Annotated in this window: 22 protein-coding genes; 12 read left to right on the forward strand and 10 right to left on the reverse strand. The window is 62.0% G+C overall.

Going from position 1 to position 24710, the window contains the following annotated elements:
* Positions 1-145: 145 nt before the first annotated feature.
* The 5 genes from AC5ZFO_RS17540 to AC5ZFO_RS17560 all read left to right on the forward strand — a co-directional run bounded on the left by AC5ZFO_RS17540 (position 146) and on the right by AC5ZFO_RS17560 (position 8281).
* Positions 146-4465: a strawberry notch-like NTP hydrolase domain-containing protein gene (locus AC5ZFO_RS17540; RefSeq protein WP_496122262.1), complete on the forward strand. Its 4320-nt coding sequence runs from the start codon at positions 146-148 to the stop codon at positions 4463-4465.
* Positions 4465-5526, forward strand: coding sequence for a DUF7146 domain-containing protein (locus AC5ZFO_RS17545; RefSeq protein ID WP_282525211.1), 1062 nt, complete (start codon positions 4465-4467; stop codon positions 5524-5526). The genes AC5ZFO_RS17540 and AC5ZFO_RS17545 overlap by 1 nt, the downstream gene beginning before the upstream one ends.
* Before the next feature lie 340 nt (positions 5527-5866).
* A complete protein-coding gene (locus tag AC5ZFO_RS17550) occupies positions 5867-6790 on the forward strand; it encodes a DUF2493 domain-containing protein (RefSeq protein ID WP_282525212.1) in 924 nt (307 codons plus the stop codon).
* Between the two features lie 141 nt (positions 6791-6931).
* Positions 6932-7381, forward strand: coding sequence for a hypothetical protein (locus tag AC5ZFO_RS17555; protein WP_496122263.1), 450 nt, complete (start codon positions 6932-6934; stop codon positions 7379-7381).
* 579 nt (positions 7382-7960) lie between these two features.
* A complete protein-coding gene (locus tag AC5ZFO_RS17560) occupies positions 7961-8281 on the forward strand; it encodes a DUF736 domain-containing protein (RefSeq protein WP_496122264.1) in 321 nt (106 codons plus the stop codon).
* Positions 8282-8768: 487 nt separating this feature from the next.
* Here AC5ZFO_RS17560 and AC5ZFO_RS17565 read toward each other — a convergent pair whose 3' ends face one another.
* Together AC5ZFO_RS17565 and AC5ZFO_RS17570 are read right to left on the reverse strand one after the other, a co-directional pair.
* Positions 8769-9485: a Crp/Fnr family transcriptional regulator gene (locus AC5ZFO_RS17565; protein WP_496122265.1), complete on the reverse strand. Its 717-nt coding sequence runs from the start codon at positions 9483-9485 to the stop codon at positions 8769-8771.
* A 974-nt stretch (positions 9486-10459) separates the two neighbouring features.
* On the reverse strand, positions 10460-11740 hold the full coding sequence (locus AC5ZFO_RS17570; protein WP_496122266.1) for a tyrosine-type recombinase/integrase: 1281 nt from the start codon (positions 11738-11740) through the stop codon (positions 10460-10462).
* A 680-nt stretch (positions 11741-12420) separates the two neighbouring features.
* Between AC5ZFO_RS17570 and AC5ZFO_RS17575 the strand changes: the two genes are divergently transcribed.
* The 3 genes from AC5ZFO_RS17575 to tenA all read left to right on the forward strand — a co-directional run bounded on the left by AC5ZFO_RS17575 (position 12421) and on the right by tenA (position 15189).
* Entirely contained in the window at positions 12421-13410 is a 990-nt protein-coding gene (locus AC5ZFO_RS17575; RefSeq protein WP_282523223.1) for a TIR domain-containing protein, read from the forward strand.
* Positions 13411-13429: 19 nt separating this feature from the next.
* Positions 13430-14353, forward strand: a complete 924-nt coding sequence (locus tag AC5ZFO_RS17580; protein WP_282523224.1) for a DUF5677 domain-containing protein — start codon at positions 13430-13432, stop codon at positions 14351-14353.
* A 161-nt stretch (positions 14354-14514) separates the two neighbouring features.
* Positions 14515-15189 (forward strand): thiaminase II, encoded by a 675-nt coding sequence (gene tenA / locus AC5ZFO_RS17585; protein ID WP_282523225.1) that lies wholly within the window; start codon positions 14515-14517, stop codon positions 15187-15189.
* Positions 15190-15317: 128 nt separating this feature from the next.
* Here the strand turns inward: tenA and AC5ZFO_RS17590 are convergent, their stop codons facing one another.
* Positions 15318-15503, reverse strand: a complete 186-nt coding sequence (locus AC5ZFO_RS17590) for a hypothetical protein (protein WP_282523226.1) — start codon at positions 15501-15503, stop codon at positions 15318-15320.
* Between the two features lie 71 nt (positions 15504-15574).
* Here AC5ZFO_RS17590 and AC5ZFO_RS17595 point away from each other — a divergent pair, with 71 nt between their 5' ends.
* Positions 15575-16162 carry a DUF4126 domain-containing protein gene (locus tag AC5ZFO_RS17595; RefSeq protein ID WP_282523227.1) on the forward strand — a complete coding sequence of 196 codons (588 nt, stop codon included), beginning with the start codon at positions 15575-15577 and terminating at the stop codon, positions 16160-16162.
* A gap of 20 nt (positions 16163-16182) precedes the next feature.
* Here AC5ZFO_RS17595 and AC5ZFO_RS17600 read toward each other — a convergent pair whose 3' ends face one another.
* The gene (locus AC5ZFO_RS17600) at positions 16183-17127 is read right to left on the reverse strand and encodes an AEC family transporter (protein WP_282523228.1); all 945 of its coding nucleotides are present in this window, start codon (positions 17125-17127) and stop codon (positions 16183-16185) included.
* Positions 17128-17634: 507 nt separating this feature from the next.
* On the opposite strand from AC5ZFO_RS17600, the gene AC5ZFO_RS17605 reads away from it, so the two are divergent.
* Positions 17635-17970 carry a hypothetical protein gene (locus tag AC5ZFO_RS17605; RefSeq protein ID WP_282523229.1) on the forward strand — a complete coding sequence of 112 codons (336 nt, stop codon included), beginning with the start codon at positions 17635-17637 and terminating at the stop codon, positions 17968-17970.
* Positions 17971-18402: 432 nt separating this feature from the next.
* Entirely contained in the window at positions 18403-19080 is a 678-nt protein-coding gene (locus AC5ZFO_RS17610; protein WP_028150667.1) for an AAA family ATPase, read from the forward strand.
* A 75-nt stretch (positions 19081-19155) separates the two neighbouring features.
* Here AC5ZFO_RS17610 and AC5ZFO_RS17615 read toward each other — a convergent pair whose 3' ends face one another.
* The 5 genes from AC5ZFO_RS17615 to trxB all read right to left on the reverse strand — a co-directional run bounded on the left by AC5ZFO_RS17615 (position 19156) and on the right by trxB (position 23199).
* The gene (locus AC5ZFO_RS17615) at positions 19156-19302 is read right to left on the reverse strand and encodes a hypothetical protein (protein ID WP_496122267.1); all 147 of its coding nucleotides are present in this window, start codon (positions 19300-19302) and stop codon (positions 19156-19158) included.
* Between the two features lie 343 nt (positions 19303-19645).
* Positions 19646-19816 carry a hypothetical protein gene (locus AC5ZFO_RS17620; protein ID WP_282523230.1) on the reverse strand — a complete coding sequence of 57 codons (171 nt, stop codon included), beginning with the start codon at positions 19814-19816 and terminating at the stop codon, positions 19646-19648.
* Positions 19817-19930: 114 nt separating this feature from the next.
* The gene (locus tag AC5ZFO_RS17625) at positions 19931-20839 is read right to left on the reverse strand and encodes a 4-hydroxy-tetrahydrodipicolinate synthase family protein (RefSeq protein WP_282523231.1); all 909 of its coding nucleotides are present in this window, start codon (positions 20837-20839) and stop codon (positions 19931-19933) included.
* Between the two features lie 465 nt (positions 20840-21304).
* Complete coding sequence (locus tag AC5ZFO_RS17630; protein ID WP_027534296.1) at positions 21305-22228, reverse strand: LysR family transcriptional regulator; 924 nt, start codon at positions 22226-22228, stop codon at positions 21305-21307.
* A 5-nt stretch (positions 22229-22233) separates the two neighbouring features.
* On the reverse strand, positions 22234-23199 hold the full coding sequence (gene trxB / locus AC5ZFO_RS17635; RefSeq protein ID WP_282523232.1) for a thioredoxin-disulfide reductase: 966 nt from the start codon (positions 23197-23199) through the stop codon (positions 22234-22236).
* Between the two features lie 265 nt (positions 23200-23464).
* Between trxB and AC5ZFO_RS17640 the strand changes: the two genes are divergently transcribed.
* Positions 23465-23944 carry an Lrp/AsnC family transcriptional regulator gene (locus tag AC5ZFO_RS17640; RefSeq protein WP_028150670.1) on the forward strand — a complete coding sequence of 160 codons (480 nt, stop codon included), beginning with the start codon at positions 23465-23467 and terminating at the stop codon, positions 23942-23944.
* 118 nt (positions 23945-24062) lie between these two features.
* Here the strand turns inward: AC5ZFO_RS17640 and greA are convergent, their stop codons facing one another.
* Positions 24063-24536, reverse strand: a complete 474-nt coding sequence (gene greA, locus AC5ZFO_RS17645; protein WP_007596674.1) for a transcription elongation factor GreA — start codon at positions 24534-24536, stop codon at positions 24063-24065.
* Between the last annotated feature and the right edge of the window lie 174 nt (positions 24537-24710).

Genomic DNA, 24710 nt, shown 5'->3' on the forward strand with positions numbered 1-24710 from the left:
TGGGGACCGGTGCCCAGCGCCGGTCCCCATTCTTATGGGCGAGGGCTCAGAGGGAGAGGCAGGCCGGGAAGGGTTTGAATCGCCGTGGTCTTGAGGAGAGCGCCGGGCGGTTCGACCCGTTCCTGCTCTCCGAAAGAATCCTGCCATGACCGAATCTCTCTCCGGCGGCGCTGCCACGCCGCTCTCTATGCATGCCGCTGCAAATCTCACCTCTGCTGCTGTCAGGGCCGCGCGACAGGTCCTGACCGAGCTCGAACGCGGCCGTCGCATCGATGCCGCTGTTCTGCGTAGCGCTATGGAGTCTGCCTTCGCCGCCTCGGACACGGCCGGCGTTTGGAACTGGAAGACCGCCTATGACGTCTGCGAGGCGGCAACCGTTCTGTTCCTTCGCAAGTTCGGTCCGGCCATGCGCGCCAAGGCCGGCTCGACCGTCGCCATGCTGCCGATGCTTGCGCGAGTGACTGGTCTTCTCCCGACCCACACGCGACGTTCCGAGGATAGTCAGGCGCTTCAGCAGTTCTCGACACCGATCCCGCTGGGGCTAGCCGCATGCACCGCAGCCGGCATTACACAGGCCGATCGCGTTCTGGAGCCCTCCGCGGGGACTGGTTTGCTTGCCGTCTTTGCCGAGCTTGACGGCGGCGTCTTGCTATTGAACGAGTTGGCCGAGATCCGGGCGGGGCTGCTCGAGCAGCTATTCGCGGGCGTTAATGTCACGCGGTTCGACGCCGCGCAGATCGATGACCACCTCGATGCGGGTGTTGTGCCGAGCGTCGTCCTGATGAACCCGCCGTTCTCGGCGATGGTAAATGTCGATCGACGGATGGCGGACGCGGCTCTCCGGCACATCGCTTCAGCGCTTGCGCGTCTTTGCGGCGGTGGGCGTCTCGTCGCCATCGCTGGCTCAAGCTTCACGCCGGACAATCCGGCATGGACTGATGCCTTTGTTCGGCTCCAGGAACGCGGGCGCGTGGTGTTTTCTGCCGCCGTCGATGGTTCCGTCTACGCGAAACACGGAACACAAATCGACACACGGCTGCTTGTGATCGACAAGCGGCCCGCCGCAGATCCGACGGCTTTTCCTCCCTCGCCAGGCGTGGCGGCCAACGTCGCCACCTTGCTTGGCTGGGTGAACCAGCATGTGCCTCCAAGGCTGCCCGTCGTCGTGCCACCGGAAATCGTCGCTATCGAGCGGCCGGCTATGTCGCGATCGCTCGGCGCCGTTGCACCAAGCCCATCGTCCACCTCGAAAGACGCCACGCCGGTAGCCGCAGAACTGATCTACGAGACGGTCGAATGGTCGTCGCCGGAAGGCGCCCGGCTGACCGATGCGCTTTATGAGGAATACGGATTGCAGTCGATCCGCATTCCCGGATCGTGCGCACATCCGACCAAGCTCGTGCAGTCTGCCGCGATGGCCTCCGTTGCGCCACCGAAGCCATCCTATCGTCCGCACCTGCCGGCCAATGTCGTGGCCGACGGAGTTCTGTCGGCTGCTCAGCTGGAGAGCGTCATCTATGGCGGCGAGGCGCATTCCGAATTCCTGGCAGGCTCTTGGACGGTCGACGCCACGTTTGACGTTGTGGCCGCCGCGCCGGACGATGTCGAGAATGCCGTCCGCTTCCGCCGCGGCTGGTTTTTGGGTGATGGCACCGGCGCGGGCAAGGGACGACAGGTCGCCGGGATTCTGCTCGACAACTGGCTCAAGGGCCGCCGCCGTGCGGTCTGGATCAGCAAATCCGACAAGCTGATCGAAGATGCGCAGCGCGACTGGTCTGCGTTGGGTATGGAGCGATTGCTTGTTACGCCACTGTCGCGGTTTCGCCATGGCACCCCGATCCGGCTCTCGGAAGGCATCCTTTTCACCACCTACGCCACGCTACGGACCGGCGAGCGCGGCGCAAAGCTTTCGCGTGTCAGGCAGATCGTCGAATGGTTGGGCTCGGACTTCGACGGAGTGATTGTCTTCGACGAGAGCCACGCCATGCAGAATGCGGTCGGGGGCAAGGGCGAGCGCGGCGACCAGGCCGCCTCCCAGCAGGGGCGCGCGGGCCTGAGGCTTCAGCACGCCTTGCCGAATGCACGCGTAGTTTATGTATCGGCGACGGGGGCCACCACGGTCCATAACCTCGCTTATGCCCAACGCCTCGGTCTCTGGGGCGGCTCCGACTTCCCGTTCGCCGCGCGTGCCGAGTTCGTCGAAGCGATCGAGGAGGGTGGGGTCGCGGCCATGGAGGTGCTGGCGCGTGACCTCAAGGCGCTCGGCCTCTACGCGGCTCGCTCGCTCTCTTACGAAGGCGTCGAGTATGATCTCGTTCAGCACCAGCTGACGCCGGAACAGGTTCGCATCTACGACGCCTATGCCGATGCGTTCGGCATCATTCACAACAATCTCGACGCTGCGATGCGAGCGGCCAACATTACCGGCGAAAACGGAACGCTGAACGGGCAAGCAAAATCCGCGGCGCGATCTGCCTTCGAAAGTGCAAAACAGCGCTTCTTCGGTCATCTCCTGACTTCGATGAAGACGCCGTCGCTGATCCGCTCGATCGAGCGCGATCTCGAGGCCGGCCATGCCGCCGTGATCCAGATCGTCTCGACGGGCGAAGCCCTGATGGAGCGCCGGCTGTCCGAGATCCCGACTGAAGAATGGGGCGACGTCCAGGTCGACATCACCCCGCGCGAGTATGTCCTCGACTATCTCGCCCATTCCTTCCCGGTCCGGCTCTACGAGCCTTTTACCGACTCTGAGGGCAACCTCTGCTCCCGGCCTGTCTATCGCGACGGCCAGCCGGTCGAGAGCCGGGAGGCCGTCGCCCGCCGCGGCCGCCTGATTGAGAAGCTCGCCTCGCTGCCGCCGGTACCAGGCGCATTGGATCAGGTCATCCAGCGCTTTGGCACCGAAATGGTCGCGGAGGTGACGGGCCGCTCGCGCCGCATCGTTCGCAAGGGCGACCGGCTGGTGGTCGAAAATCGAGCCGGCACCGCCAACCTCGCCGAGACCTCGGCCTTCATGGATGACGCCAAGCGCATCCTCGTGTTCTCCGACGCGGGCGGCACGGGGAGGAGCTACCATGCCGAACTGTCGGCCCAGAATCGTCGCCTGCGAGTCCATTACCTACTCGAGCCCGGTTGGAAAGCCGACGCCGCGATCCAGGGGCTCGGCCGGACCAACCGGACCAACCAAGCTCAGCCACCGCTGTTTCGTCCCATCGCAACTGATGTGAAGGCCGAAAAGCGCTTTCTCAGCACCATTGCTCGTCGGCTCGACACGTTGGGTGCCATTACTCGCGGCCAGCGCCAGACCGGAGGGCAGGGCCTGTTCCGGCCCGAGGACAACCTCGAAAGCCAGTACGGCCGTGATGCCTTGCGTCAACTCTACACGCTGCTCGCCCGAGGCAAGGTCGACGGCTGCTCGCTGGGGAGGTTCGAGGATGCGACCGGCCTGAAGCTGACAGATGCCAATGGGCTCAGGGACGACCTGCCGCCGATCACGACCTTTCTGAACAGATTGCTGGCGCTCACGATCGACCTGCAGAATATCCTGTTCACCACTTTCGAGCAGCTCTTGACCGCTCGGATCGAAGGCGCGGTTGCATCCGGCACCTACGACGTGGGGTTGGAAACCCTCCGTGCCGAGAGCTTTGTCGTCACCGACCGGCGGACGATCTATGACCATCCGGGGACCGGCGCCGAGACCCGGCTGCTCACGGTCGCCCAGCGCCAGCGCAATCATCCGGTGAGTCTGGATGACGCTCTTGCTCGTCTTTCCGATCGTCAGGCCGTCCTGCTCGTCAATGAGCGTTCGGGACGAGCCGCCGTGCAGGTCCCCGCGGCGAGCGTCATGCTCGACGACGGCGAGATCGAACGGCGCGTCCGCCTGATCCGGCCGATGGATCAGCACACGGTCCCCTTGACCATAATGGCCGAAAGTCATTGGGACGAAGCGGATCGTGAACGCTTCGTCGCGACCTGGCTGGCGGAGCTTGCCGAGGTGTCCGAGTTCACGGAAAGCACGATCCACGTCGTGGCGGGCTTGCTGCTACCGATCTGGAAGCGGTTGCCGAACGAATCGACCCGCGTCTATCGGCTTCAGACCGATACAGGCGAACGCGTCATCGGCCGCAGGGTATCTGCCGCGTGGGTCGCAAACTTCCTTGCGGCGGACGCGCCCGCGCTGACGCCGGACGCTGCCTTTGCCGCGCTGATGGAAGGACGCACCGTCCTCGACCTCGCGGAGGGACTTCAGCTTCGCCGTGTCCGCGTGATGGGTGCATATCGCATCGAGCTGTCGGGTTTCAACGACACAATGCGTGATCGACTGCGGGCTTATGGTCTGTTTGGGGAGATCATCTCTTGGAAGCTGCGCATGTTCGTACCCACGGACGCGAGCGGCATCGAGGTCCTGTCGAGGGTGCTCGACACCTATCCGGTTACGGGCGTCAGTGAGCGGGAGGCCGCGTGATGTCCGGCGATGTCTCGGAGCTGGCACGCCGCCTCGCGCGCGAGGCCGAGGCGGTGTGCCGACACTATCTGCCCAATGGTAAGCGCGCGGGGCGGTACTGGGTGGTTGGCGACGTCCACAACACCCCGGGCCGCTCGTTGTTCGTGCGGCTGCACGAATCGCCAAAGGGGCCCGCGGGCAAGTGGACCGATGCCGCGACCGGAGAACATGGCGATCTCCTCGACATCATCCGCGAAACTATGGCGTTGCGAGACTTTCGCGAGGTCACCGAGGAGGCGAAGCGCTTTCTAAAGCTACCTCGTTCTGAGCAGCAGCCAGCTCAGAAACCAATTCGTCCAGTCGTGCCGGCCGGATCGCAGAAAGCCGCCCGTCGACTTTTTGCGATATCCGGGCCGATCGAAGGGACGTTGGTGGAAGCGTATTTGCAACGTCGTGGAATAAGCCAAATCCACCATGGTGGTAGCCTGCGCTTCCACCCACGTTGCTACTACCGACCGGACGAGCATTTGCCGACTGAAACCTGGCCGGCGATGATAAGCTCTGTCACGGACCTCGAAGGACGGATCACCGGCGTGCATCGCACCTGGCTAGATCCACACGGCTTTGATCGCGTGCGGCTCGGCAAAGCCCCGATCGACACGCCACGACGGGCCATGGGCGACCTGCTTGGTAACGCCGTTCGCTTCGGCGTGGTGGACGACGTGCTCGCTGCGGGCGAGGGGATCGAGACCATGCTGTCGCTGCGTTATGTACTGCCGACTTTGCCCATGACCGCTGCTCTCTCGGCCAATCACCTCTCAGCCATGTTGCTGCCGCCTGGCCTGCGCCGACTCTATATCGCCCGTGACGCAGATGCCGCCGGAGATGCCGTACAGGCTATTCTCACCCAGCGCGCAGAAGCCGCCGGCATTGAAGCGATCGCATTGTCGCCCCGGCTGGGCGACTTCAACGAAGATCTGCACATCTTCGGCCTCGAGGCCCTCCGAGCAGCGTTGCTACTGCAACTCGTACCGGAGGACGTCGTCCGTTTCCTGCATTCGTCGATGGCAACCGCGGAATAGCACCGGCAATTCGATGGGCGTCGACAGGTCGGTCGCGGTGCCGGCCACTGCCGGAAGAGGACGCGACCACGGCCTTCTAGCGGGCGATCGGACGGCAAGCGGCTCGGCCCGGCAATGGCTGCGTCCGGCTATTTTCCGCCGCGCGCCGGCGACGAGATGACACATTAGCCATCTGGTGAGCGCGCTTTGCATCGCGAAGCAAAATGGCCGGCCTCCGCCATCCTCCGCTGCCGCTTCGGCCCTCCGCTCTGCTCCGGGTTCTGGCCCGTTCCGCCTGCCGTCCGAGTGATCGCCACGAAGGCCGCGATGGTCGCGGCCGATCCGGTAAAGGATCGCCTCCATGACCGACCACGATGACATCGAACCGCCGCACGCCTCTTCTCCGACCGACCACGTTCTCACCGAACTGCAACTTTACGGCTACCGCCCGTTCAACGATCAGCCTGATCCACGGCCGCTCCCCGAGGGCAGGATCATCGCCGTCGCCGTCGCCGATATCTTCGATGCCCTGGTCGCGACGTTGAGCGACACCCGGCTTGAACCGGACCTCGACGATCTGCTCTGGTCGACCGTCAACCTGTTCCACCGAGCCGTCGACCGCATCGGACGCCAACTCGACGACAACGAACAGGCGCAGCAGAAGCGCCAGCGCGAGCAAGACGGCTCCGAAGTTCGATCGGTTGAACTCGAGCGCGTGACGGCGGAAGGCATCTCGCTGATCGAGCGCCGCAACTGCTTGGAGCTCGCTCGTGACCAGGCCATCGAGCGCTTCGAGACCCAGACCGGCTCATTCTGGCGTCCCCGATCGGGATCACTGGTGAACCATCGCACGCTGACGGCAGCTATGATCGACTCCCGCGATTTTATCGCGGCCACGCGCCGCGCCGAGACCGAGATCATGTTGCCGCCGGGACCGAAGATCGCACTCACCGGCGGCCTCGACTTCAACGACCATCACCTGATCTGGGATCGCCTCGACAAGGTTCACGCGAAGCATTCCGACATGGTCCTGCTCCATGGCGGCTCGCCCAAAGGGGCCGAACTGATCGCCTCCAAATGGGCGACCAACCGCAAGGTGCCTCAAATCGCCTTCAAGCCCGACTGGACTAAGCATGCCAAGGCGGCGCCATTCAAGCGCAACGATGCCATGCTCGAACTCCTGCCGATAGGCGTCATGCACTTCCCGGGCACGGGAATCCAGGACAACCTCGCCGATAAGGCGAAGCGCCTCGGCATTCCTGTTTGGAGGTTCGGAGGCGCGTGAGCGCCGTCTTCTCGACTCCAAGCCTTCGAGGCGGAGTTGCACGCGCCGCAACTCTGCCTCGTTTCGGTTTCATATCCAGAGTTGCGCCGTGGTGGTGGTGGAAGGCGCGACTGATACATCTATGCACATGGAGCCACCACCATGCTCGCCCTCGGGCTTGTTCTCAACACACTCGGCATTGGCTTGTTTTGCTGGGCGATCTTTGCGCTCGCTGTTTACGCTCTGCCGTTTTTCGTCGCACTGAGTATCGGGATGACGGCGTTCCAGAGCGGTGCCGGCCTCGCTGGCTCGCTGGTTATCGCAACGGCCGGCGGTGCGCTGACGCTCGTCCTCGGCCAGGTCGCCTTCGCCGTTACTCGGTCCTCGGCCTTGCGCATCGCGATCGCGACAGCATTCGCTGTTCCCGCCGCCGTCGCAGGCTATCACGTGGTGTTAGCCGTGTCCCAGATCGGGGTGCCCTCGCTGGCCTGGCGTGAGGTCTTCGCTTGCCTAGGGGCGGTTTGCATTGGCGTCACGTCATGGACGCGCCTGATGATTCTGGCGGAGGCTCGTCCGATCGAGCCGGGCGGGGTGGTGGAGAACCCGTCCTAAGCAGTTTCTCAACGCCGCATGGTCCGAAGGATGACCGTTTCTAGCCTTCATTGTCGAACAGGTGCGCTTAGATCTGTGCGTTGAACGGGCGATGATCGAAGCCTAAGCGCGGGAGAGGCAGTCCTCCTCGGAACTCCTCAATCAAGCCGCCGGCATTTCGGTCTGGCCCACGCACCTGCGGCGGAGCGGTGTTACCTCGATCCGTTCTTGGGAGACGATACCGCCCTTTGCAGCAGATTGTTTCTCTTTCTGCGCTGAATCGCTCCGGCCTCTTGTTCATCAAAACCGAGATAGCCACGCTTCTCCAGAGATTGTGGTTCAGCACGCGGACGCACGTGGCCTCGTTGATGGCTTGATCTGGCCGAAGACCGGCTTCGCCTCGATCGTCTGAGCCGCAACGCCGTCGATGCGACTTTCTTCCCCTGGGCTTCGCCCATTCCTCGCGAGACAAGAAACTCGCCACAACGACGTCCTCCGCTGCGCTCCGGCCCGAGCGGGTGCGTCGCCGATCGTCCTCGGCCCTAGATCGCCATCGAGGCCGCGGGGGTCGCGGGCTCGAAACACAACAGGAGAAGTGACATGGCTAACATCGGTTCTTTCAAGAAGGTCGGTAATGAATTCCAGGGCGAGATCGTGACCCTGAGCCTGAAGGCCAAGGACGTCCGCATCGTCGCCGAGACCAACCGATCCAACGACAACGCTCCCAGCCACCGCATCTATGTGGGCCGCGCGGAGATCGGCGCGGCCTGGTCGAAGCGCTCTGAAGAGGGCCGCGACTACCTCTCGCTCAAGCTCGACGACCCCTCGTTCAACGCGCCGATCTACGCCAACCTGTTCGATGACGAGGGCGGTGAGGGCTACACCCTTCTGTGGTCGCGGCCGCGCAAGAACGGCGAGTAAGAGCGCTCAATCAAGCCCCGTCCGAACGGATCGGACGGGGCTTCTTGAGAGCCTGCCCGCAGTCTTCACGTCGTGAATCTAGATATGCAGCCATTCTCAGTATTACCGGGACATACAAAGTGGACGAGACCACCAAAACGATCTACGTCAACATTGAAACGATTTCGTCTCCGGATTAGTCGTAGCGCATAATCAACGGCGGATCGTCCAATCGATCGCCAATGAAGAATTGAAGTTACAAATTCGCGCATCCCGGCCGGCATTACCTTGGAGCTAATATTCAAACGGGCGAGATGACGCTCGTTTGCTCCTGGGGCGTTAGCGTGCTTCTCGCATAGCAGCCATGGGCCGCTCCTGGCCCATCCGTGAAACTGCGCCCTGTCTAACTGAGGTCCGCTCATCGCGACAGAGCGGACCAGATTTGCTCAACCTGAGTTCTTCATTCTGACCCTTCTGCGACATGGCAACTGCTTTAGGGCTTCGCCCTTCAATCCGGCATAGCCAATGAGATCGGTCGGGCCGTACTTATCGCGAAGATCTTCTCGAGTTCGAGACGCATGGTGCCGTGGCATTCGCACGCCGCGATCGCGAGCCGCGACCGATCGATCTCGATTTGACCTCGTCGATGAGATTTGATCGCGCCGGATGCGCGCAGATCGTGCATCAAGACCGTCACCGTCGTTCGTCGGACACCAATCATTTGCGATAGGGCCTCTTGGGTGAGCGGAAGGAGGTCGTGGTCGATGCGGTCGCTAAAATGGAGTAACCAGCGGGCTATGCGAGCTTTGACCGGATGCAATGCGTTGCAGGCCATGCCGAGCTGAAATTTCATCAGCATGGTCCTGGCGTGGATCTGAACCGCGTGCCGGATCGCTGGGCTTCGGTTGAAAACGGCGTGAAACCGCGACGCGCGGATTCGCGACGCGGTACCTGCCGCGCGAACGACTGCGGTGACCCCCGAAGGCGATGGCCCTAGCACGGAAAGAATGCCGATTGCGCCCTCGCGCCCGACCACGGCGGTGGAAACCGTCTGCCCGTCCGCCATCATCAGCGAGATGGCGCCACTATGAGGAAAGAAGACATTCTCAATCTGATCACCCGGCCGCGAGAGGACGGCATCCTGATCAAGCGCAACCTTCTGTAGCTCTGGCGCCAGCATATCAAGATCCGCTTGCGGCAGTGTTGCCAGAAGGCGGTTATGCATTCCGCCCCGATGCGTCACGGCAGACGACCCGCAGTGAGGCGTCCTCCGTCCACTTCATTCCGGACGGCGAGGAACGGCGGCCTTAATCTATGTTTAGATCTGCCGTCACTACTCACATTGAGATCAAATTCACCTTCAAACACGAATATTCCAGCTGTGCATCGGCTCAAGCCTGAGTCCTCGTAGACACGAATGGGTCGACTTTGGGGAATTGTCCGCAACATGAGTGCGGCGAGTAATGGAAGAGAGTGTCAGTATCGATGCAGTTGCAGCGTCAAAGTATCGAGGCTGCAAAGGTGCTCTTCTCCACCGGCGTTGCGTAACACCGATCTGCAGTTCTACCCATATCGAATATGAGGATCAGACATCCGTCGGCGCATTCCGCGTCATGAAATTGTCATGCTCGCGCTAGCGCATCCCTCGATGGGAACGCTCGGGTGGTAAATATTGCTTCCAGGAGCGATGGACCGGGCACCCGTGCTGGAAGAGCATGTCGATTGCTAAGATGCAACGGGCCGCTTCGCGGGCTTCGGTTCTGGCCCCGAGTTGACCTGAGCGACCAGAGCGATCCTGTCCGCTGTGAGGGCAGTACCGACACGGGTCTGATCGGCCATGATTTCGGAGTCTGGCCGATTGTGTTGCAAAAGTCTTTTTGGTTTCGCGAGGTTTTTAGGGCCGTTCGATTCTCGACTTTTGCAACACTATCGGCCCTTAGCCGACCTGTTGGCAGTTGTCACCAATGTCCGCTATACGGTGTAGAGCAGACTGCCGGTCTAAGCCTTTACAATGCAGAGAAATTCCGATCGGTTTCAGTCTAGGGGGCGCTGCGGGTTTCCGATTTAAACCTACCACTTAATGGGATCCGGCCATTAAGGCGGACGCCCGTAGAAAATATCGTAAATTGCGCTGGTGTGGGGTAAGGCGGTGCGTTCCTGGAATCCAACCCCCGACCGCTCGTCGGCGAGCTCTGTGAACTAGGAGTGGACTCCAACAGCCCCATGGGAGACGCTGGAATGAGAGAGAGGGGCGCCCGCTATCACCGTGTCATGCGCCGGCTTCTGGGCTTGCAAGGCCGCAACGTATTCCGCCCAGCGTTCAAGCGCCTCGCGCATCTCGGTCGCATACCGAGCGCGGTTATACACGCCGGCAACGCCAGCCCGATGCCCGCTGACGTGGTTGAGAATCGCCTCCACGATGTGAGGCAACACGCCAAGCCGATCGGCCATCACTGTTGACGCTGATCTCCGAAGGTCGTGAACTGTCCAATGGGGCAGGGGCGCGCCCAGAGTCTCCGTGACGCGCGCATCAAGCGCTGCTTTCGACTTGGACCAGCCGGAGAACCCACGATAAGGGTCACCGCTGCGTCGGGGTCCATCACCGAAGAGGAAGTCACGGTCGTCTCGGCGGGGCGGGAGTAGAGCCAAGGCGGCAGGCACCAATGGAAGCAAGTGCTCGCGATGGTTCTTGGTCCGGGCGCGTGGCAGCGTCCAGAGCCCTGAAATAGTATCAAGTTCGGTCCATTGCATGCTGCCTACTTCATCACGGCGTTGGGCCGTGAGCAGCAACAGACGCACAATGCGTCCATAGTCGTCATCACCACAGGCCTGCCAGATGGCTGATAGCTCCGTCTCCGTGAGGACCCGCTCGCGGCTTCCCGGCTGGGCGGGTCGGTTAGTGCCGAGAACCGGGTTCGCGGGAATGTCGAGGCCCTCGCGTATTGCCCAGTTGAACATTGAGGACACGGCCGTCCGGGCGCGGGCCGCGGAGACCGTTCCATGAACTGATGCGATGTCGGCAATACGACCCGAGATATGACGGCGGGTGACCTGGAACACCGAAACCGGGTGCAGGGGTTTCCAAACGACCAGCAAGTAGCGTTCTATTTCCGAATAGGTTCGGGGCTTCAGCCGTTGTTTCGCGTTCCGCAGATACTGATCCGCGACTGCCAGGAGTGTGTCGGCCGCCTGCAGGCGCGCCTTAGCTTTCTCGTCCGCCGGATCTTTGCCATTGGCAACGAGGCCCAAAAGCCGCTTGGCCTCCCTGCGTGCCAGCTCGGGTGTCCAAGGGGCGCCGTGAGGACCGATGGTGACGAAGCGCTGTCGACCAAAGACGCGGTACTTGAGGACGTAGGTCGCCCGGTCGCGTTGGCGCCGAACGCCAAAGCCCCGCACAGCTTCGCGGTGGTCGGCGTCCCAAATGGTTTCGCCCGGCTTGAGCGCCTGCACTGTGCGGATCGTTACACTGGAAACAGCCATCGATCGCCTCTGTAGCTACCAAGTAGCTACCACTATAGCGCCAATTGCAGCGCAGGTAAGGCGGCGCGCGGCGGACTTAATCGATGATAAGATTGCCATTTTCGTGCTAACGGCGAGAATGGCGTAGCACCGGCGGAGTCCTTGCTGTGTCTGTGGAACAGGAGGTCGGTGGTTCGAGCCCACCCAACTGTACCAGCGGTGATAATGACTTAGCCCGTAAAGCCGCAAAGCCCCTGATCATCAAATTTTGGCTGGTCTCATTTCCCAGGAATGGGAGAGGTGAGTATTGCTCACCTCTGCCAATGGCCGCGAAAGCCCGTCCACCGCTCAATCGACCATTTAGGATTTTTACAAGCCGCGACTACCAAGACACTTGTGTGTAGTCGGCCACTCCGCTTGCGTTCTTTTCTGATGGCATGCGACCATGGGTAGATAGGGGGACCCGCATGCCTCGCGCGAAGACAACGAAAAAGAATGCCGCGAAGACAACGAAGACCGCACCCAAGCGATCCTACCTTAAGCAAACGGACGTTCCGAATGCGTCTCTTGCTGACGCGCTCCGCATTCCGAAAGCAATTGACGAGAACTTCGGTGGAAGGGCCACGGCCCCACTACAGGTCGCACTAGCCCTCAAGGTCGATCCAGGCGGTTCGCAATTGCGAGTGCTACCGGGAGCTAGCATGGCTTTCGGGCTTATTGAGGGTGGTGCTCAGGCCCAAACCATTTCCTTGACGCCTCTCGCGAGAAGCATCCTGCGTCCGACATCCGAAGAGCAAGACGCCGCAGCTCGGCGCGAGGCGGTCCTTCGCCCACGCGTCTTCAAGGAATTCCTTGAGAGGTATGATAAGCACGCGTTCCCGCGCGCAGACATTGCCGTTAACGTGCTGGAAGAGCTTGGTGTCCCTCGAGAGAAGTGCACCGAAGTGCTCGACCGCCTGCAGGAAAGTGCAAACGCAGCTGGTTTCCTACAGGTTGGCAAGGACAAGACCTATGTTTTTCTTGGCGACGTAGCAATAGCTACACCAGCGAACCAGGAACAGCCGGGCGCGCTTGATGATGCTGGGCCCCAACAACAAGATGAGCCAGCAGAGCCAGCTGCACCGGCGCCACCAACGGCGGTGTTGCCACCTTCGCTTTCCACCCTTGCCCCTCTCACGACGCCCAACAGCGACGTTTCGCACAACGCAACTATGGTTGCGGCGGTGGCCGACGATGCACGAAGGCGGAAGGTGTTCGTCACCCACGGCAAGGACAAGACTTTTGTCGATCCCATCAAGCGCATGTTGGAGTATGGCGAGCTTGAGCCTATCGTGTCGGTAGAACGCACCTCCGTCTCCAAACCAGTGCCGGATAAGGTGATGGACGATATGCGCATGTCCGGTGCCGCGATCATCCACGTCGATGCAGAGCGGATACTTAAAGACGATGACAGCAACGAGCACGTCATCATCAACCCGAACGTCCTCATCGAGATCGGCGCTGCCATGGCCTTCTATGGTCGCCGCTTCGTCCTGTTGGTGCGCGACGGCGTGAAGCTACCTTCGAACCTGCAGGGTCTCTTCGAGGTCCGATATAAGGGTGACACCCTCGACGCGGATGCCACGATGCAGCTCCTTGAAGCCATGCGCGAGATGAAGACGCTACCACTGCCTACTAAAGTGGGGCTTTAGATGATCGGGGCGCACAAGCGTGCCTAGCGATGACCCTAACGACAACGCCGGAGCATTCATTGCTGCGTTCGATAGCATCCGGACCACAGACGTCTCCGCTAGCCGCACCAACACATTCACATCTGAGGACGACTTTAATGGTCTTTCAGTTGAACTCCTCATTGAAGTCGGTTCGTTCATCTGCGTGGCAGCTAACCTATTGCCACATGGAGGACGTTGGAGCCGAAATGAAGCTGTTCTCGGTGGCCACGTCGTGCGCCTCTACAAGCTTATTTCGGCGCTCTTGGATCAGATCTGCCAACGTCGGCGAGAGATAACATTCATTATTGGTCGTCTCACGTTTGAATGCATCGTCAATTTGCGGTTCCTGCTAAAACATGCGGGTGACCCAACCGTCTTCCATTCCTACGTTGCTTATTCGATGCGGAACGAGCGAAGGCTTCAGGATAAGATCGAAGAGCGCATTGCAGCTCGCGAAGGCAAAATTCTTCCTGTCGAAACCAGAATGCTCAATTCGATTGCAAAGGTAGCGAACGCTTCTGGTGTGCGTATTGAGGACGCTTCGGCATCTCGTCCCAAGGAGTGGGCTGATAAGAATATATTTGAACGAGCCGAAGCTGTTGGGCTGGGAGAGAGCTATCTTGGCGCGTTCCGCGGCCCATCCGCGTCGGTTCATGGCAATTGGATGGACCTCCTCGAATTTCAGTTAGACACGGATCACGACGAAGGAACCTTCGCTCCAAGCTTTGAATGGCGCAATCCAAGGCCTCAAATCGCGCAGACTATCGCTCATCTCGCTACAGAAGCCGTGCGGGACTACTTCAGACATTTGGGGGAGGGGCCACTTGAGTTTATCGACGAGAGATTCGGTGAACTATCAAGTCGTATCTTGGAGGCGATGAAGGCGCATGAGGCTTATCTTGTGAGGTCAGGTGCTCTCTAGAGTTGCGGTGACAGTGCACCAAACTTTCGGCGCGGGGAGGGCCCTATCCGCAACGCTCAAAGCCGGTTTTGTGCGTTGTCACCGTAGTACCGCGAGTCGCAATGCGATATCGGTAGCGAGCCAAAGATGTTCGTGGAAAAACAAGCCAGGCGGAAAAGATCGTGAGTTTCTTCGAGCGTCTCAAGACAGAAGCATCCGTTGAGTGGCGGGCCTACACCGAACATCCCTTCACGAACGGATTGGCAGACGGCTCGCTCCCCGAAGCGGCGTTTCGTCACTACCTCGTTCAGGACTACCTGTTCCTCATCGAGTTTGCTCGCGCCTACGCGCTCGCGGTCTACAAGTCGCCCAGGCTTGCCGACATGCGTGAAGCCGCGGCCGGCCTTTCGGCCATCCTCGATGTCGAGATGAACCTGCATGTAAAGCTCTGTGCCGATTGGGGTCTATCCCCGACCGATCTTGAACAAACCCCTCCGGCAGTCGAGATGCTGGCCTATACACGTTACGTGCTCGACGCGGGAATGCGCGGCGATCTGCTGGCACTCAAGGTGGCGCTTGCTCCCTGCGTGATCGGGTACGCTGAGATCGCAACGCGGCTCGCCTCGCGACCCGATGCCGACGCTGCGGCGAACGCCTATCGCGTCTGGATCGCCGAGTACGCCAGCGTGCCGTACCAGGAGGTCGCTGCCAAAGCGCGGGCGCACTTGGAGCATCTCGCCGATCTCTACGCCACGCCGGCCCGCGAGGCCGAGCTGATTGCGATCTTCAAGGAAGCCACCCGGCTCGAGGCAGACTTCTGGGAGATGGCCTGGCGCGCGGGTCAGCGTGTTGAATAATCCTTTGGGCAATCGTCAGGCTCATAGCCTGACGGGCATGTAAATCAGGGTGATCATGCACCTCGATCTGTCGGGCCGAGCTTCCGTTACGATCGGTCTCACTGGGCGGCCCCAATCCGCAGCGCTAATCAAAGCCCACCGGGCGTCGCCAGAAGCTTGAGCGCGCCCATCACTGCGGTGCTGCTCGTCTTTGATCTCGAAGCGGAAGAAATGCGCGGAGTGATCGGCTGCGTCAACATTTCTGGCTTGGTTTGCTCATCCTCCGCGATGTAGCCTGATTGCGCATTGCAATCTGCGTCGATGGCCGTTCTCATCCCAATGACCTCGGCCGCATCGCGCCTAGCCTTCCCGAGGAAATTCGAGCGCAACAATCGTTGGGGATCTCATGTCGAACTCCGATCTCGCGTTGTCGATTGCGCTCGGTGTCGGTCTTGCGGCCGCAACGGGCGTCCGGGTGTTCCTGCCGATGCTGGTTGCCAGCGTGGCCGCTTATTCGGGTTCGCTTCCTTTGGGCGACGGTTTCGCGTGGCTTGGAACACCTGCTGCAATGCTGATGCTAGGCGTGGCCGCCCTCCTGGAGGTGGGTGCGTATTTCATTCCCGGCGTGGACAATTTGCTCGATGTCATCGCCGCGCCGGTCGCCGTGATCGCCGGAGCCATCCTGTCGGCGGCGACCATGGCAGATCTTCCACCGATGATGAAATGGACGGCTGCCATCGTCGCGGGTGGCGGCGCGGCCGGCATCGTGCATGGCGTCACCGCGGCCGTGCGGGCCAAATCGACGGTCCTGACGGCTGGCCTCGGCAACTCGACCGTCGCGACCGCCGAATTGGGAGGTGCACTCCTCGTATCGCTTCTTGCCCTGGCTGCGCCGGTTGCCGCCTTCGTGCTCGTCGTTCTGATGCTCTGGCTGGCGATACGTTTGATCCTGCGCTTGCGGAGGTCAGCTCCTCGCACGGATCAACCGGGATGACCGCGTGACCGCTCGTGCGGCTACCTCGCCCCCGCCACCACCATCACCACGACCGGCAACGTCACCGCCGCCAGCAGCGTCCCCAGCGCCACCGCGCCTGACACCGGGTTCACCAGCCGCTGATACTGCGCCGCGAAGATGTAGGCGTTGGCGCCTGTCGGCATCGCCGCGAACAGCACGATGACGCCGGCTGCGACCGGAGGCAAACCGAGCAACTTGGCCAGCACGAACGCCGCCGCCGGCATCGCCAGCAGCTTCAGCGCGCTCATCACCACGACGCTCAACATCTCGCCCTTCACCTCGAACCGAAACAGGTTGATGCCGAGCGCGATCAGCGCCGCCGGCGATCCCGCCTGCGCGAGCAGCTCGATGGTGCGGTCGACGACGGGGTTGAGGCCGAGTCCCGTAAAACGCCAGATCACGCCAAAACCGATCGCCAGCATCAGCGGATTGCGCGCGAGATCCGCGAGCACGGGGCGGATGACCGACAGGACCGAGCCTGTCCGCTTGCGGCTGACGAGCTCCATCTGCAGGATGCCGCAGAGCCAGAGCAGCGGCGTGTTCACCGACAGGATCAGCGACATCGGGCCCGCGGCCTCGTTGCCGAGCGCCGAGAGCACGAGCGGAATGCCGAGCATCACGATGTTGCCGTAGACCGAGCCGATCGCGAACACGACGCCGTCCTCGCGGTCCTCGCGCCGTTCGCGCAAGCATGCCGAGATCGCCAGCGCCGCGATCCAGGTGATGGCGAGCGCGCCGTAATAGGCGCCCCACATCCGCCAGGGGCTGACATCGGGGAATTCCGACACGACGATGGTTCGGAACAGCAGCGCCGGGATCGCGATGCTGAAGGCGAATTCGGAGATGCCCTTGTGCGCGGTCTCGGAGACGAAGCGAAACAGCACCGACGCATAGCCGGCCGCGATCAGGGCGAACACCGGCGCGACAATCAACACTGTGGCCATGCGCCCCTCATCTCACGGGGACATCACACGACCACCCCACATCCTCGATCGTGCCATTATGCCCCTGTTTTGCCCGACGAGTCAAAACGATTTCGAAAAATCCGTAGAGGTGGATTTTGCGAGGGATATCAAGACCCGGCCTACTGTGCATGGGGTTGTTTTCGCATTTTTTGTTGGAAGGGGGCGGTGGGGCTCGGGTTGAGGGCCGATCTGGCCAGTATCGACAAAGGGGAAAGCGGTGTAGCGCGGAGCCCTTCCCCACCCGCAACTGTCATCCCCCGCGAAAGCGGGGGATCCAGTACGCCGCGGCCTCTCGTGGAACGTTTGGCGTCTCTGGAATACTGGGGCGCCCGGTCAAGCCGGGCGACGACACCTGAGAGTGTAGCCGGCAGCCCGGCCCCCGCCTGTTGCCGAGACCGCACACGTCTGAGCTTTCGCTTCACGCCTCGTTGCCAACGAACGCCCGTTCACCCACTATTCCCTCTCACTCGACATTTGGGGGCATCGATGCCGGCGTTCCGTTTTAAAAGATCCTTGGCTGCAGCGATCTCGGGCCTTGCCCTCGCCGTCCTGGTCCATCCCGGCGCCGGCTTCGCCTACACGCAGGAGGAGCAGCAGGCCTGCTCGCCGGATGCGATGCGGCTGTGCGGCGAGTTCGTTCCGAACGTCGATGCCATCACCGCCTGCATGATCCGGAAGAAGGCGCAGCTCTCGCCGCAGTGCAAAGTGTTCTTCCGCCAGGGACCCGAGCCGGGCGAGGCCCGCGCCGGCAAGCCGACGGCCAAGAAGAGCACCAAGCCTTCGCAGAAGGCGGCCAAGAAGAAGAAATCCAGCGAAAGCTGAGCGCGGGACCCTGCGTTCTTTCCTTGAAGCTCGTCATGTCAGGTCAACAGCGCGAAGCGCCGTCGCGTCGACGTGTCCTGCATGGGCGTTGCCGGCATCAGCTGCGCGCCAGCCCCCGGACTCCTTTTGTTCGCCTCCGCGTGCGGACGCCTGCGACAATTACCAGCGCGTTCGACGGAAAAGAGTCGCGAGAGGGTTTGCGCGGCGAGGTTGCATTCCGTATTTCCCGCGTTGGCGCCGAAAAGCGTGGGATTGCCGGCGTGAAGGGCGTTTCGTTGCGATTGGTATCCTGGTCGCGCGAAGCAGTGTGACTCAAAAGCCAACACGTCTTGTTATTTCGTGGCTCTGAGGCAACTGCCGATAAATTTTTCTTTCCCGAATCAGCGCGGTGATTCATTTTCGTGACCTGGGGTCAATCTGGAGGCCAAGGGTATGAACGTTATTGTTTTTGCATCGCGTAAAGGCGGCTCGGGCAAGAGTACCCTCGCCGCACATCTTGCCGCGCAGATCAAGGCGAGCAAGCAGGTCATGCTGGTGGACGCGGATCCGCAGGGCTCGCTCACGCTGTGGCACAAGCTGCGCGGCACCAACGAGCCGCCGATCAAGGCTGCGGTGAACTCGGTCAGCGGCATCGTCTCCGCTGCTAAGCGCGACGGTTATGAATGGGTGTTGATCGACACGCCGCCGAATCTGTCGGCCGTCGTCGACGACGCGATCAAGAACGCGACCATGGTGGTCATTCCGGCGCGCCCCGGCGTGTTCGACGTCAACGCGGTGCAGGAAACGATCCAGATGTGCCGCGCGGCGCGCAAGCCCTACGCGGTCGTGCTCAACGGTGCGCCGGCGCGCCGCGACGAGTCCGAAAGCCCGATCGTCACCATCGCCCGCGAGGCTCTGGCGAAATTCCGCGCGCCGGTGTGGGGCGGCCAGATCACCAACCGTTCGGATTTGCTGATGGCGCTCAGCCACGGCGAGGGCGCGCGCGAGTATCAGGCCGAGAGCCGTGCGGCCCAGGAAATCGCAAGGCTGTGGGCGGCGATCGAGCGTTCAGTGAAGGCTATTCGCGGCACGGCGTCGGCATCCGGCGCAATGCACAAGCAGGCGGCATAATTTTCATTAATCATTCCCCGGACGGAAAGCGCGCGGAAGTCCGCGCGTTTTGCGTTTTGGTCCGGTGGAGACGAGCTACGCCACCATCAGCATGTAGAACACGATGACCGGCGACAGCGTCAGGATCACCGACCAGATGACGGCGGCCCAGAGAATGTCCTCGGTGGTAAAGCTCTGCTGTCCGGCGTCGTAATGCGACGCCACTTCATTCTGGGTATTCACGAAACGCCCCCGCGATTTCTTCGCTTATGGGCGCCAGTGATAGCCGCGATGTTTTAACATTCCGGGTCGCAATTTCGGGCGCATTCGAACACAGGTGCTACCACGGATTAACCATGCCGGCGCGGTGCGCGCGTTCGCGCGCGGTTTAACCACGGGGCCCGTTCTTACCCTCCCCTGGAGGGGGAGGGTCGCTAGGCATTGCGCGAAGCGAAATGCGTAGCGGGGTGGGGTGACAGTCTCGCCGCATCGAACGGTGCCCGAGCGGAGAGATCACCCCACCCCGCTCGCGCTGCGCGCGATCGACCCTCCCCCTCCAGGGGAGGGTGAAGGACTCGCGCCACCGCTAGACCCAGTCGCTGTATTTCCTTCTGATCTCGTCGATGTAGTCCGCGCGCGATTTCACCTCATCCGCGGTCAATCCGATATCGCGCCGCAGCCAGTCGGATAACTCGCTCGCATATGAAACGCGTTGCCATGCCGCCTTCAGCGCTTCGCGCCATTGACGAATGTCCATAGGTCGATCTCTTTTTCCGGATTGAGATGGTGTCGAGTGGACACGACGCTGCCTTCCCTCTCCCGCGCCGGGAGAAGGGGGGCGGCGTGCGTGTGAAGAGAGGAAGCGGTGGCGCTACGCGGCGACTTTGATCCGTCGCTCGATCTCGCGGTCGATCTGGGCGGCGAGCTCGCTGCTCACTTCGACCATCGGCAGGCGCACTTCGGGGCTGTCGATGAGGCCGCACCGCCACAGCCAGTACTTCGCCGGCGCCGGGCTCGGCTCGGTGAACAACAGGCGCGTCAGCTCGGCGACCTCGTGCCAGCGCGCCTGCGCCGCGTCGTGGTTGCCTCGCTTCACCTCGGCATACACGGAAGCAAACGTCGCGGTCTCGACATGGGCGGACAGCACGATGCCGCCGTCGGCGCCGTCGGTGAGCGCCTCAAAATAGTTCGCGTCCTCGCCGGTGAGCACGCGAAAGTCCTTCGGCCTGTCGCGCAGCAGCGCGATGGATTGTTCGCGGCTCGCGCCGCAATCCTTCAGCCCGACGATGTTCCGATGTTCGGCGAGCCGCAGCAGCGTCTGGTTGGTGATGTTGACCGAGGTGCGATAGGGGATGTTGTAGAGCGCGATCGGCCACGCGGCGTGATCGGCAAGGGCTTCGAAATGAGCCAGCAGCCCGCGCTGCGAGGGCCGCACATAATAGGGGCTCGCGATCAGATAACCGTCGATCGGCCAGTCGGCGGTCTCGTCGAGGTGCTCCTTCAGCCGCGAGGTGTCCGCGCCTGACAATCCGAGGCAGATCGGAATGCTGCGGCGCCCCGCCGCCATCTCGTCGCGAACGATGGCGACGAGGCGTTCGAGCTCGGCCTCGCGCAGCGTCATGCCTTCGCCCGAGGTCGCCCCCAGGATGAAGCCGTCGACGGCCTGTCCGCTGTAATGTCGCGTCAGCCGCCGCAGCGACCTCTCGTCGAGAGCGCCGTCGCGAAACGGCGTCACCAGCGGCAGCCAGAGTCCGTGCAGATGATCTTGTAGACCGGTCATTTTCCATCTCCTTCTCGGGAAAAAAACCTGAGACGGAGGGCACATGAAAAAACCCCGTCCAGGCGGCGGGGTTTTCGGGATTTGCTTGCGATGACGAAGCCGTGTTAGCGCGCGCAAAAATCCGAGGTCCCCGCATGGGGCCCTTTTTTCGAGGCGACTGCCTTGAACGAGATTGCGCACGACTTCGTGATCATTCGCAAATGATGCGGGGTGTGCGTGGAACTGTCAATACACGCGGAGCGCGATACCCGAATGGGACAGAAAAAAAGCCGGGCTCAAGCGAGCCCGGCTTAAGGTATTGGCCACGTGAGGCCGACACAATCACCTTCCAAGAGGGATTACTGAACTCCCGCGCCACTGGAGGAGGGGGACAAATGCGCAACGCGAAGGCTCAGCGTGCAAGCAGTATGAGCTTGGCGAGCGCCATGCAGCAACAGCCGAGGCCGCATGTCAGACATGCGGAAATCAGGAAGGCCAGCGCTGCGCCTTGCTCACCACGAAGTCGCGGAACACCTGCACGCGTGCGACCGTCTTCAACTCCTCGGGATAGACGAAATACGTGTCGAGCTGGATCGAATCCGATTCGCCGAACAGCTGCACCAGGCGGCTCTGTTCCTCGATCAGATAGTCCGGCAGCGCCGCGATGCCGAGGCCCTGCTGACAGGCGCGGACAAGACCGAGGATGTTGTTCACTCTGAAATAGGCCTCGCGCGGACCAGAGCCGTTGCGGCCGGCTTCGACCAGCCAGTTGCGGTTCTGAAGATGCGGCGCGAAGTTGCCGTCGGAGAGCGTGATGATGCGGTGGGAGTCGAGCTCCTCGAGCGTGCGCGGCGTGCCGAAGCGCTTGATGTAGTCAGGCGAGCAATAGGCGTGGAAGCCCATCGCGAACAGCTTGCGCTGAATGAGATCCGGCTGCGTCGGCTTGCGGGTGCGGATCGCGACGTCCGCTTCGCGCATCGACAGGTCGAGCTCCTCGTCGGTGACGATCAGCGAGATCCGGATCTCCGGATAGAGCGCCGTGAACTCGCCGAGCCGCGGGATCAGCCAGTTGATGCCGACGCCGGGCGTGGTGGTGATCTTGAGGTCGCCGCTCGGCCGCTCGCGGCTGTCGGTCAGCTTGGCGCGCGCCGCCTGCAGCTGCATGAACACGTCATGCGCGGTGCGGAACAGCAGGTCGCCCTGCTCGGTGAGGATCAGGCCGCGGGCGTGGCGGTGGAACAGCGAGACCGAGAGCTCCTGCTCCAGCGCCGAGACCTGGCGGGACACCGCCGATTGCGACAGGCCGAGCTGCTCGCCCGCATGCGTGAAGCTGCCCGCTTCCGCCGCCGCGTGAAACACCTTCAGCTTGTCCCAATCCATATCCGTAAATCCGTCGCGTGTTCGAGGCATGATCTTTATTCCGCTGCAGCGCGCTCGCTGGCGCGCAGGGCCAGGAAACGTTCGGCTTCGAGAGCTGCCATGCAACCGAGGCCGGCGGCCGTCACGGCCTGGCGATAGGTCTCGTCGGCGACGTCGCCGGCGGCGAACAGGCCGGGCACCGAGGTGGCGGTCGAGTTAGGGGCGACCTCGACATAGCCCGACCGTTTCAGCTTGACTTGGTCCTTCACGAGCTCGGTCGCCGGCGCGTGGCCGATGGCGATGAAGACACCGTCGGTCCGCACATCGGTCAAGGCACCGGTCTTGACGTTCTTCAGTCGCACATGGGTGACCTTGTTCGGGTTCTCGGTGCCGCAGATCTCGTCGACCGCGGAGTCCCAGACCACCTTGATCTTCGGGTGCTTGAACAGGCGCTCCTGCAGGATGCGCTCGGCGCGGAAGTGATCGCGACGATGCACGATGGTGACCTGCGAGGCATGGTTGGTGAGGTACAGGGCTTCCTCGACCGCGGTATTGCCGCCGCCGACCACCACGACTTCCTTGTTGCGGTAGAAGAAGCCGTCGCAGGTGGCGCAGGCCGACACGCCGCCGCCCTGGAATTTCGTTTCCGACGGCAGCCCGAGCCAGCGCGCTTGCGCGCCGGTGGCGAGGATGACGGCCTCGGCGAGATAGACGTCGCCGCTGTCGCAGGTGAGGCGGAACGGCCGCTGCGTCGTCTCCAGCTTGGTGACCAGGTCGGAGACGATCTTGGTGCCGACATGGACCGCCTGCTTCTCCATCTGCTCCATCAGCCAGGGGCCCTGGATCACGTCGGCGAAGCCCGGATAGTTCTCGACGTCGGTGGTGATGGTGAGCTGGCCGCCCGCCTGGATCCCCTGGATCAGGATCGGCTCGAGCATTGCGCGCGCGGCGTAGATCGCCGCCGTGTAGCCAGCGGGGCCGGAGCCAATAATGACGACCTTTGCATGAACAGTGGCAGACATTTTGACGGACGCCTTTCACGGGGGATCTGCAGCGCGGGTGCGGAACGTGCCGGGAGGCCTCGCGGAAGCGCTGAAATATCAGAGCTAATCTAAGCCTTCTGGTGAGCTATGCAAGAATTGCATTCCCTGTCGGCGGATTTTTCCAACAGGGAACAAAAGTCGATTGCGCTGCACGCGCAATAAAATTGCGCAATTGCTGCGGACTGGCTATGAGGATTGCGTCAAATCCACCAATACAACCGCAAAGGCCAGGAGTTCCAATCACGTGTCGCGGAACCTAGACGAGATCGACCTGAAAATTCTCACCGAGGTCCAGGCCGACGGTCGAATCACGAATGTCGAGCTGGCCAAGCGCGTCGGCATCTCGCCGCCACCTTGCCTCCGCCGCGTTCGCGCGCTGGAGGAGGAGGGCTATATCCACGGCTATCGTGGCCTGCTCGACGCCCGCAAGCTCGGCTTCGACGTCACTGTGTTCGCCGCCGTGCACCTGTCCAGCCAGGCCGAGGCGGATTTGCGCGCCTTCGAGGAGTTCGTCCGCGCCGAGCCCCTGGTGCGGGAATGCTGGATGCTGTCGGGCGAGGTCGATTTCATCCTGAAATGCGTCGCGCCGGACATGGCCACCTTCCAGGATTTCGTCACGCACCTCACCGCCGCGCCCCATGTGCGTAACGTGCGGACGTCGCTGGTGCTGCATAATTCGAAATACGAGGCGGCGGTGCCGCTTGATGTGAAGGGAAGAAGGTAAGCCTTCTCCCTCTCCCGGTTCTTGCGGGGAGGCACACGGCACTCGGCAATACCCCGAAACAAAAAGGCCGCGCAGTGCGCGGCCTTTTCGAAACATCATCACGCCCGGCGGCAAATCCTTACCGCCACTCCACCTTGGTGATCTCATACGCCTTGGCGCCGCCGGGGGCGTTGACCTCGACGGTCGAACCCTTCTTCTTGCCGATCAGCGCGCGCGCGAGCGGCGAGGTGATGGAGATGCGGCCCTTCTTGGCGTCGGCCTCGACCTCGCCGACGATCTGCCACACCGTCTTCTTCTCGGTGTCCTCGTCGACCAGCGTCACGGTGGCGCCGAACTTGATGGTGTCGCCGGACAGCTTGGAAATATCGATGATGTCGGCGCGCGCGAGCTTGTCCTCGAGCTCGGCGATGCGGCCTTCATTGTGGGACTGCTCTTCCTTCGCGGCATGATATTCCGCGTTTTCCGACAGGTCGCCGTGCGAGCGCGCTTCCGCAATATGCTCGATGATGCGCGGACGGTCCTCGGACTGGCGCTTCTTCAATTCTTCCCCGAGCGCGGCAAAGCCGCCCGCTGTCATCGGAACCTTTTCCATCTCTTCTCTCGTCCTTCGATCGCGCGCCCCACGAAAACAGAGGGCGCGGCAACCTTGATTCGTCAGTATGTCCGGGGGGCTGAACACGCCGCCGCCGGAGCGTTATGTGGGTCTGGCGCCGGAACAGAACAACCACAATGCCCGGACAGTTCCTCCGGCCATTGTGGCTTCATT

This window comes from Bradyrhizobium sp. Unk1 (assembly GCF_059512345.1).